Below are 10,195 nucleotides of genomic sequence, written 5' to 3' on the forward strand. Positions count from 1 at the left end.
CCCACCGCTCGGGGCTCAGAACTTCCGGAGCAGACGCTCGTAGAACGCCGACTCGGACTCGTCGGCGTCGGCCAGTTTCTCCACGATGAGTTCCGGCGTCGAACGCGCGAGGTGGTCTTTCACCGGCGAGCGGTTCACGACCAGTTCGCCGTCCTCGAGGCCGAGCGCTTCGATCCCGTCGACCGCGACGTCGAAGTCGGCGGCCTCGCGGATCTCTCCCGCCAGGTGCGAGACGAAGACGGCCGTCGCGTCCTGCTCGGCGAGCGCTTCGAGGATCCCGGCGACGATCTTCGCGGATGCGCCCGGTTCGGTGATGCTCTCGAGTTCGTCGACGAGGACGAGGCGGTCGGCAGCGCCGTCGGCCAGCCCCCGGAAGTCCCGGAGCGTACTCTCGAACGCGCCAGCGTCGAGCGTGCCCTGGGTCTTCGCGTAGTAGTGCAGTTCAGAGAACCGCTGGAGTTCGACCCGTTCGGCCGGCACCGGGAGCCCCATCTGTGCGAGCACGACCACGAGCGCGACGAGATCCAGCGTCGACGTCTTGCCGCCGGAGTTGACCCCCGAGAGGAGCGTCGCGCCCGCCACCTCGTAGTCGACGGGATCGACCGCCTCGAAGGGGACGTCGAGCAGCGGCGACCGCCCACCTTCGATGGCGAAGCCGTGGCCGTCTTCGTCGCCGGCCCGGCCGCCCTCGTCGGTGTCTCCGAACGCGGGCAGCGTACAGTCGAAATCGGCCGCGAACCGCGCGACTGCGAGTTCCACGTCGAGTTCGAGCGCGTCGCGGACGAGCGTCTCCACGGGCTCGCGGAGCGCCGAGAGATCCGCGGCGAGTTCGCGTTTCAGCCGCGCGGCCCGACGGTCGCGTCCGGCGGTGAGTTCGGTCCGGAGCCGCGAAACCACCGCCTCCTGGTGTTCGACGGGGAAGGAGGGATCGTCGGGGAACGCGCGCTCGGCGAAGTCCGCTTCCTCGGGGCGGAGCGCCAGCGCTTCGACCAGATGCTCACGGGCGGCCGCGACGGCGTCGTCGTACTCGTCGGCGAGTTCGCGGTCGAGCAGCGAATCCACACGCGCTCCCTGCTCGACCAACGACAGGAAGTCGGTCCCCTCGATGGTCACGTCGCGTTCGCGGATCGCGTCGCGGAGGCGGTCGTTGGCGACCGACTCGGCGGTCGAGACGGTGGCGTCGAGGTCGTCGACCGCGGTCGAGAGGCGGTCGAGTTCTGCGTCGCCGACGACTGTTCCGTCCTCGTCCAGCCGCGTCAGCGCGTCGCGCAACGCCGCCAGATCGCACGGCGGCTCCATCCCGGCCGTCTCGTGGACCTCCGCGGCCGCGAGGATGCGGTCGCGGTTCTCGGCGAACCGCGCCAGCACTCGCTCGGGCACGATCTCCGCCTGTGCCGCCAGTGCGTCGGGCCGAACGCGGACGTCGCCCTCGACGTCGACGCCGGCGAACTGCTCGTCGAGGGCGACGACCGTCGCGTACGAGCGAGCGAGTTCGGCGAGGCCGCGAGCGTCTTCGACGACCTCGACGGAGAGTTCCGGGAACGCCTCCTCGGCCTCGGCGTAGCGCTCGGCGTCGGCCGTCGCGAGACAGCGGTCGCGAACCCGCCGCGTCGGTGGCGGCGCGAGCGGTTCCACGCCCTCGAGGGCCTCGAGCACGTCGGAGTCGGCGTCGCGGTCGGTCGCCCGTTCGACGAACTCCCGCACCTCGTCGATCCGCGACGCCGACCGCGTCGGGTAGAACGTCTCGATCCGTCGAGCGGCGTAGTCGGTCACGGTGCGCTCGCGGAGGAGGCCGAGCACGTCGTCGTAGACCTCCCGCGCTCGATCGGTCGCGAGAAATCCGCCCCCGTCGTCGTGCCGCCGCCGGATCGCCCCGCGCGCGACCGCGGCGGCCCGGCCCTCCGAGAGTCCCGGTGCGCTGGCCAGCGTGGCCACGTCGCCCTCTCTGAGCGCCCGCTCGGCATCGTCGAGTTCCGACAGCGCCGCCGCCGTCTTCTCGCCGACGCCCGGAATCGCCTCGAACTCCATTCGCAGAGGGGTTGGCTCGCCATCCGACATAACGTTACGGGTGTCGTGGGGCCGTCTCGGCCACACCGCCTCACACGACAACGCACTTTTGCGACTGCGACGGGAAGGGCGCGTATGCCCACCCGATCGGACGCTGGCGACGGGACGGTTCGTGACGCCGACGTCGCCGCCAAGGCCGACGCCGTCCGCGATTCGCTGGCCGACTGCGACGGCGTCTTGATCGCCTTCTCGGGCGGCGTCGACTCGTCGGTCGTCGCCGCGCTCGCGCACGACGCCCTCGGCGACGACGCCGTCGCGTGCACCGCCAAATCCGAGACGCTCCCGGACGCCGAACTCGACGACGCCCGGCGCGTCGCGAACGAGGTCGGGATCCGCCACGAAGTCGTCGAATTCTCCGAACTCGACGACCCGAACTTCGTGCAAAACGACGGCGATCGGTGCTACCACTGCCGGACGATGCGCCTGGGACGGATGTACGACGCGGCCGACGAGTTCGGGATCGGCACGGTCTGTGACGGCACCAACGCCTCTGATCCCGGGGAGGGCCACCGACCGGGGCTCCGCGCGGTCGAGGAGCTGGAGGTCCGCTCGCCGCTGCTGGAGGCCGGTATCGAGAAGGACGAGGTCCGCGAGATCGCCGAGGCCGCTGGACTCTCGGTCGCCGACAAGCCCGCGATGGCGTGTCTCTCCTCGCGGATTCCGACAGGCCTGGAAGTGACTGACGAGCGACTCACGCGGATCGAGAAGGCCGAGCGCGTCCTGCGCGAGTGGGGCTTCTCGCAGTTCCGCGTGCGCGACCACGACGGCCTCGCGCGCATCGAAATCGCCCCCGACGAATTCGAAGGCGCGCTGAATCACGACTTCGTCGTCGCGGCCCGCGAACACCTCTCGGATCTGGGCTTCGAGCACGTGACGCTCGATCTCCACGGCTACCGGACAGGGAGCGTCAGTCCAGACTCCGAGCGCGAGACGTCCGACGACGCCGACGGTGAACCGGTCGTCGACGACGTTTTCGACGCCGAGTATCCGACCCAGTAGGGGTAGGTGGGTGCCGTCGCCCGCACCGTCGGAGCCGGCCGTTCTCCGGGGCCGCCCGGGTGCCGATCACTCGGTGCCCGTCCACCGCAGCGCGAGGAGCGTCCCCTCGAAGAGGACGATCATCGTCAGCGCGATGATGATCGGGGCCATCCCCGTCGGGTCGGGGCTCACGAGGAACGCCAGCCCGAGGAAGGTCCCCCAGAACAGCAGCCGACGGTCGACCATCCACTGCCGCGTGACGAGATTCATCATAATCGCCAGCATCACGAAGAGCGGGATCTGGAAGATGATGGCGTTGTAGCCCATCAGGATGAGGATGAGGTTGAACGTCTCTTTCAGGCCGAACGCCACCAGCGCCGTGCCGGTCGTGTAGGAGGTGAAGTACGCGAAGATCGCGGGCAGGACGATGAAGTGCGCGAACGCGATGCCGACGAACGCGAGGATCAGACTCGTCGGGACCGCCGCGAGGTAGTATCGGCGCTCTTTCGGGTACAGCCCCGGCCGCATGAACAGGTACGTCTCGTAGACGAACGCGGGCAGACCGACGACGAGGCCGCCGAGGGCCGCGACTTTCAGTTCGGTCAACACCAGTTCGAGCGGGCCGTACACGCGCGGTCGACGGTCGACCATCTCCGGCGCGCCGGGGATGTGCTTGTTCCACAGGAAGTCGATGACCTGCGTCGAACTGACGAGGTCCATCCCGAACGCTGAGTTGACGAGGTCCGCCCCGGGGTACAACAGCAGCGTCACGAGGCCGCCGATGCCGAGGACGACCGCCAGCCGGCGGATCATCTCCTCGATGTGCGCCGCCAGCGGCATCTCCTCGTCGGTCTCGGGTCCCTCGGAGACGATCCCGTCGTCGATCGCGGGATCGGCGACGCCGACGCCGCCTGCGCCGCCGGCATCAACTGACGCGCCGCCGTCCGTCCCGGTCACGACGTCGCCATCTGCGTCGGGGCCGGCGTCGACGGCCGGGGCGTCGGCTCCCCCGGTGATGTCGACGCCGTCCGACGGCGGATCGACGCCCGCAGTCGCCGGCTCGGCGTCGACCGGGTCGTCGTCGGTCGCGGTCGAGTCGTCGGCGTCTCCATCGCTGCCGTGCTCGGCGTCTCTGTCGCCTTCACCCTCGGCATCTGCTTCGGCAACGTCTTCGGTATCCGCTTCAGCCACATCTTCGGTATCCGCTTCAGCCACGTCTTCGGTATCCGCTTCAGCCACGTCTTCGGTATCCGCTTCGGCTACGTCTTCGGTATCCGCTTCAGCCACGTCTTCGATATCCGCTTCGGCTACGTCAGCGGCTGCGCCCTCGACGTTTCCATCACCGCCGTCCTCGTCTGCGGTCGTCTCCGCACCCTGGTCGTTCTCGTCGTCCGCCGCCGGATCGTCGTCGCGGGCTGCAGCCGACGCATCCGGATCGGTTTCGCCGAAATCCACGTCGTCAGCAGTCGCTTCGCGGGCTTCCGGTCGACGCGCCGGCGCCGATCCGACCGCGTCGTCCTCAGCGCTGGTCGTCGACGCCGCCTCGTCGTCACTCGAGTCACCGTCGGGGCCGTCTGTCGGCTCCTCATCGGTCCTGGCGGCGTCGGTCCTGTCGGTCGCGTCAGTCGCGTCAGTCGTGTCAGTCGTGTCGGTTTCGTCCGGTGACGACTTCTCGGTCGCGGACGACCCGTCGTCGGCTCGGCTCTCGGCTGCTGACTCGGGAGTCTCGTCGCTATCGGCGCCGCCGCCAGACGAGTCGGCCCCGGTGTCCCCGTCTGCAGACGACGCCGGCTGGGGCGTCTGGTCCGTCGCGTCCGCCCCGGTTTCGTCCGTCTCGGAGTCGGTCGGCTCCGGCTCGCTCGGCTCCGCGTCGGACTCAGGAGCGCTGGACGCAGGCGCGTCTTCGGGCGTCCGGTCTGCGTCCTCCGAGTCGTCGGCCATTCACCTGACGTTCGCCTCCGGGTTCTTATAGGCCTTTCCGCATCGCCTCGCCGTCGCGTTCGGCTGCGCCACCGACGGACTCCGGACGGTCGGCTCGGTCACCAGCGAGCGGTCAGGTCGAAAAGATTGATAACTGCGAGCGGGTTCACATTACCTATGTCCAGCGCGCTCGACGACGACACCAGAGAGACGCTCGACGCCGGCCGGGAGACCGCCGGCGCGATGCTTCGAGCCGCGCAGAAGGACCTCCAGAAGGTATTCATCGTCTTCCTGATCGGCTTTCTCGGTTCGTTCTACGCCCTCCGGCTCTACATCTGGGATTTCTTCAAGGGAGTCACCCGCGCCCAGATGTCGGCGCAGGTGAACGACGAGGTCTCGATCATCGCGCAGACGCCGTTCGACGTGATCCTCCTGCAGGCGAAGATCGGGCTCGTCGTCGGTATCATCCTCGCACTGCCGGTCTTCGTCTACTTCGCGAAGGATGCGCTCATCGAGCGCGGGCTGTGGCCGTCTGCGCCGATTCCGATCTGGAAGGGCGCACTCATCGTCACCGGAATGGCGCTGCTCTTCGTGCTCGGCGTCGGCTACGGCTACTACGTCTTCTTCCCGTTCACGTTCGCGTTCCTCGCGCAGAACGCCATCGCCGCCGGCTTCGCGCCGACGTACTCGATCGTCAAGTGGGCGCAGTTCATCTTCCTGCTCACCGTCTCCTTCGGGCTCGCGAGCCAACTCCCGCTCGCGATGACCGCGCTCTCGTACGCGGAGATCGTCCCCTACGAGACGTTCCGCGACAAGTGGCGCCACGCCGTCGTCGGCGTCTTCGCCGTCGGCGCCCTGTTCACGCCGCCGGACCCGTTCACCCAGATCATGTGGGCGATCCCGGTGATGGCGCTCTACGGCTTCAGCCTCTATCTCGCGAAGGTCGTCACCGTCGCGCGGCGGGGGAGCGAACAGATGGACGTCCTCGGGACCACTCGAGCCCACTGGAACGTCGTCGCCGGCGTGGGCGTCGTGGGCGCGCTCGCGATCTACGCGTTCTTCGAGCGCGGTGGCGTCGGACTCTTCAACGAGGGCCTCGCTGCGCTCGGCAGCGATTACTTCGTGTACGCACCGTCGTCGACGCTCCTCCTCGCTGTATACGTCCTCGTCACGGCGGTTCTGGCGGCGGTCGTGGCGATCGGCGCACTCGTCTACCGCGACCTCGACGAGCTCGCCGTCGTCGAAGCCGGCGTCGGCGACCCGGCAGCCATCGACCTGGCCGATCTCGACGCCGCCGGCGTCCGTGCCGCGCCGCCCGAAGTGTTCGCCGCGCTGGACGAAGACGAGGCGATGGCCGTCGCCGGCGACGCGCTCGACGCGGGCGACAAGGCGAAGGCTCAGGCCATCGTCGACCGCTTCGATGCCGACGGCGGTTCCGCGGACGATGGCGACGCGGACGCCTCGGACGGCACCGCGGCGGCCGCCGGGAGCGACGCCGCCGGCGGGGGATCGATCAGCGATCGGGCGCGACGGGCCGGCAGCACGTTCTTCGATGAGTTCACCGACGACGACGCCGACGCGGAGGCGGCCGCCGACCTCGGAGACGGGGAGGACGAGAGCGACGAAGGCGAGATCGAGGGGTACTACACCGACCTCCGGTTCATCCTCGACTCGGTCACGTCGAACGCCTTCCGCATCGTGGCCGTCTTTATGGCCGTCCTGGCACTCACGTTCGGCTGGCTCTACACCGGCGGAATCAAGCGCGTCTACGAGGATTTCCTCAGCCGACTACCCGCACAGGTGACGCCCGCGGAAGTCCTCAACGTCGTCGCGCTGCACCCGATGGAGGCGCTCGTCTTCGAGGTGAAGTTCTCGACGATCATCGCAGCGCTCGTGACGCTGCCGCTCGTGGCGTTCTACGCGTGGCCCGCGCTCAGAGAGCGGGACATCATCCGTCAGCGCCGCCAGTCGGTCTTCGTGTGGACTGGCGCGCTCGTGGCGGGCCTCCTCGGTGGATTCGCCCTCGGGTACACCACGATCGCCCCCTCGGTCATCTCCTGGCTGGTCAACGACGCCGTCGCGGCGGAGATGGTGATCGCCTACCGCATCACCAACTTCTTCTGGCTGATCTTTTTCACCACTGCCGGCATCGGCCTCCTGGCGGACGTGCCGATCCTGATGATCCTCCTCAACAGTGCAGGGGTCGGCTACGAGACGATGCGAGGTCGCTGGCGCGAGGTGACAGTCGGTATTCTCGCGGTGGCGGCGCTGTTCACCCCCGCTGACATCCTCACAATGTTCCTCGTGACGATCCCGCTGATGGCCGCTTACGCGATCGGTCTCGGGGTTCTCTTCGTGATCACGCTCGGCGGCCGTCGGGACCTCGCGCCGTCGCGCGGCGCCGAGATCTAAGTCGTACTCGACGAACGGGTCGTCGACAGACTGCGATCCTATCGTTCCTTTCGCGACCGCGACTCCTCGGTATCGAAGAGGTGCTTCAGCAGCGCGTCTTCGGCTTTCCGGAGGTGTCCCTGGAACGTCGGCCGGGAGATGTCGAGCGTCTCAGCCACCTCCTCGGCCGAACTCTCTCGCGGCCACTCGAAGTAGCCAGCCCGGTACGCCACCTCGAGTGCCTCCCGCTGCCTGTCGGTGAGCTCATCGACCGCGGTCTCGGAGAGTGCCTCACCGTCGTCCAGCGACTGTGTCGGGTCGCGCTGGCGTTTGGCCTCCAGTCGCGTTTCGGGGAACGCGCGCTGGAGTTCGTCGACGAGCCGGCGCACCTCGCGCTCTGAGGGCACCTCGATGGTGTATTCGATGCGGTCCTCGGTGGCAGTCAGTCGGAGGACGTTGAGGCCGCGGCCGGCAACGATGCCGATCAGCGACCGCTCTGGGACGATCCACTCGACGATCCCGCCCTGGTCGTCGGCCTGAACGACTCTGCACCCGCCGTCGGACGATTGCTTGAGCGCGTCCGCCACACGGTTCGGACGGCCAGCAGTCTCGATGTACGCGGTGTCGCCGCGGTGGCCGTCAGTGACGATCGCGTTGAGTTCCAACGAGTGGCCCGTCTCCAGTGTCGCACGCAGCAACGGGGCGTTCTCGTCGCTGCTCTGGAGCTCCAGTTCGACTGTCGTCCCGTCGCTGAGGAGCTGGCGGTTCTCGACGGCGTTGATTGCGTGGCCGATCGTCAGGCCGAGTTCAGTGAGGACCTCACGTTCGTGCATCTCGGTCTCGGCCGAGAGTTCGCGGTCCGCGCGCAGCCCCAGCACGCCGTAGACGGTCCGACGGTAGACCAGCGGCACGACAGCCCAACTGCCGGCCTCGTCCTCGGCGGAGATTTCGATCGCCGATCGACCCCCGTCTTGGATGTCGTCGCCGCTCAGCAGGGCTGAAAGCTCCCGGGGATCACCCTGGTCGCCCGCGATGGTCCACCGGTCGGCGTCGCCGCTCCAGGTCGGGATATCGGCGATACACGCCGTCTGATAGAGGCCGCCTTCCGCCAGGCGGTTGCACACCGACCGCTCGATTTCCTCCCGCGAGGTCGCCGAGGCCAACACGCGGTTGACGCCGCGCAAGACCGAGTTCAGCTCTTTGAGCCACCGGAGCTCGTCGCGCTGGCGCTTCAGCTGGCGCTCTCGACGCTCGCGTTCCGTGATATCCGAGATCAAGAGCGTGTGCCCCACGAGGTCGTCGCGTCGGTTCCGGATCGGCGACGTGCGCACCTCGTACACTGAGCCGTCGCGCTCGAACGTCGAGAGCGCGTCGTCGGTGTCAAAGTCGAGCGACTCCGTCCTGACGACCGACTGGATCGACTGCCCCAGGACCTCGTCCGGCGTGGCGTCCAACAGCTCCGACGCCGTGGGGTTGCAGTAGATGACGCGCCGGTCGGTGTCGACGATGACGACGCCTTCGTCCAGGTCCTGAATGGCGGAGCGACGCCCGAGCTGACGGGTCGCGGGCACGATATCGAACAGCCGATATCGGAAGATCGCGTACCCGAACGTGCTTCCCGAGACGACGAACGCGTACGGCGTCATATCGAGCGTCGGGTTCTGCAGCGGCGACAGCCCAGAGACCGTCAGTACGCTGGCGATCATCGGCGCGACGGCACCGACAAAGAGGAGGATCGACTGGTCCAGATACAGTTGTTCGGACACCCAGGCCAAGCGCACGAGGAGCGCCGTCCCGACGAGTATGAGCCCGTAGGTGTAGACGACGTATACCCAGAACCACGGGCCGAACTCCTGGTCGAGGAGCGCCAGGCCAGCGGCCGGTTCGAGGGCGTTGCGGACCCACATCAGACCGTGCCACGGATTGGTCAAGACGATCAGGATGGTCAGCACCGGCACGACCGATAGGAGCCCGATCGATCGTTTCGTCGCCAACTGTTCGGAGCCGGTGTACTCCAGCGCGAACAGTATCCAGAAGAGCGGCACGAGCGCGGTCCCGATCCACTGGACCTTGTCGATCAGCAGCCGGAGGGGCTCATACAGCGCTAACAGTCCGATGAGGTGCGCGCCCGAGTATAGGGTGAACACCGCCATCAGCGCGGCGAACGAGCGCGTTCCGTGTTCGGACCGTCGCCAGGCGTACCCCGCGAGGATGGCCGTGACGACGGTCGTGACGGCGAGCACGAGAACGTGAAACACGACCACGGTATCGTTCATAGGACGTTCCGGCGCGCCGTGTGACCCACCGGCGAAGGTAGTGAAGTGTTAGCATTTATGGACAAAAATTTTGCTGTTTGGGGGTCACCTGGGCGAGCACGCAGCGTCGATAGCGGAGACTGGGGGCGCGTCGTCGACTATATCGGGGATTAATTCGCGGTGGTGTGTCGCTAATAGCCCGTTAAGCGGCGTCTGATGAGTTTTCTCCGAGAAACGGGGATACTGATTTCGGCCTCTAGAGTGCGTGTTATCCGGGTCTGCTCACAGGGAGTCGCGATACACCGCATCCGGTTCCGTTCATCGGAGCCACTCTCGCGGGACCGAACAGCACACCGCGAGCCGATCGGTCGGAGCTGCTCGCGAGAATCGGCCGAACGCGGTCTCGTGGACCGTCTCTCAGACGCTACCTGTGTAGCGATTGGTACTATTGACGTATACCGACCAGTCGGGGGATATGACAGACTGTGGCAGGGTAATTCCGAAAGAGTGCGCACGCGCGCTGGACGAGTGCGCTAATGGGGGGCACAGCAGGAGTGGGACCTTTCGATCGCGGATCAGGCGTG

General features: G+C 67.5%; 5 protein-coding genes. 2 read left to right on the plus strand and 3 right to left on the minus strand.

What is annotated here, in order from left to right; all coding sequences use genetic code 11:
- Positions 1 to 15: 15 nt before the first annotated feature.
- Complete coding sequence (locus BLU74_RS04265) at positions 16 to 2,028, minus strand: MutS-related protein (RefSeq protein WP_089765566.1); 2,013 nt, start codon at positions 2,026 to 2,028, stop codon at positions 16 to 18.
- A 114-nt stretch (positions 2,029 to 2,142) separates the two neighbouring features.
- On the opposite strand from BLU74_RS04265, the gene larE reads away from it, so the two are divergent.
- Positions 2,143 to 3,066 (plus strand): ATP-dependent sacrificial sulfur transferase LarE, encoded by a 924-nt coding sequence (larE, locus tag BLU74_RS04270; protein WP_089765568.1) that lies wholly within the window; start codon positions 2,143 to 2,145, stop codon positions 3,064 to 3,066.
- 66 nt (positions 3,067 to 3,132) lie between these two features.
- Here the strand turns inward: larE and BLU74_RS04275 are convergent, their stop codons facing one another.
- A complete protein-coding gene (locus BLU74_RS04275; protein ID WP_089766079.1) occupies positions 3,133 to 4,500 on the minus strand; it encodes a twin-arginine translocase subunit TatC in 1,368 nt (455 codons plus the stop codon).
- Between the two features lie 642 nt (positions 4,501 to 5,142).
- Between BLU74_RS04275 and tatC the strand changes: the two genes are divergently transcribed.
- A complete protein-coding gene (gene tatC / locus BLU74_RS04280; RefSeq protein ID WP_089765570.1) occupies positions 5,143 to 7,377 on the plus strand; it encodes a twin-arginine translocase subunit TatC in 2,235 nt (744 codons plus the stop codon).
- A gap of 38 nt (positions 7,378 to 7,415) precedes the next feature.
- Here tatC and BLU74_RS04285 read toward each other — a convergent pair whose 3' ends face one another.
- On the minus strand, positions 7,416 to 9,632 hold the full coding sequence (locus BLU74_RS04285) for a histidine kinase N-terminal 7TM domain-containing protein (RefSeq protein ID WP_089765572.1): 2,217 nt from the start codon (positions 9,630 to 9,632) through the stop codon (positions 7,416 to 7,418).
- Between the last annotated feature and the right edge of the window lie 563 nt (positions 9,633 to 10,195).

The organism is Halobellus clavatus, from assembly GCF_900107195.1.
GTDB classification, from domain to species: domain Archaea; phylum Halobacteriota; class Halobacteria; order Halobacteriales; family Haloferacaceae; genus Haloquadratum; species Haloquadratum clavatum.

What these genes read in the sequence shown, in the direction of transcription:
- tatC (WP_089765570.1), top strand. Translation starts at nt 5,143, where the DNA reads ATGTCCAGCGCGCTCGACGACGACACCAGAGAGACGCTCGACGCCGGC.
- larE (WP_089765568.1), top strand. Translation starts at nt 2,143, where the DNA reads ATGCCCACCCGATCGGACGCTGGCGACGGGACGGTTCGTGACGCCGAC.
- BLU74_RS04285 (WP_089765572.1), bottom strand. Translation starts at nt 9,632, where the DNA reads ATGAACGATACCGTGGTCGTGTTTCACGTTCTCGTGCTCGCCGTCACG.
- BLU74_RS04265 (WP_089765566.1), bottom strand. Translation starts at nt 2,028, where the DNA reads ATGGAGTTCGAGGCGATTCCGGGCGTCGGCGAGAAGACGGCGGCGGCG.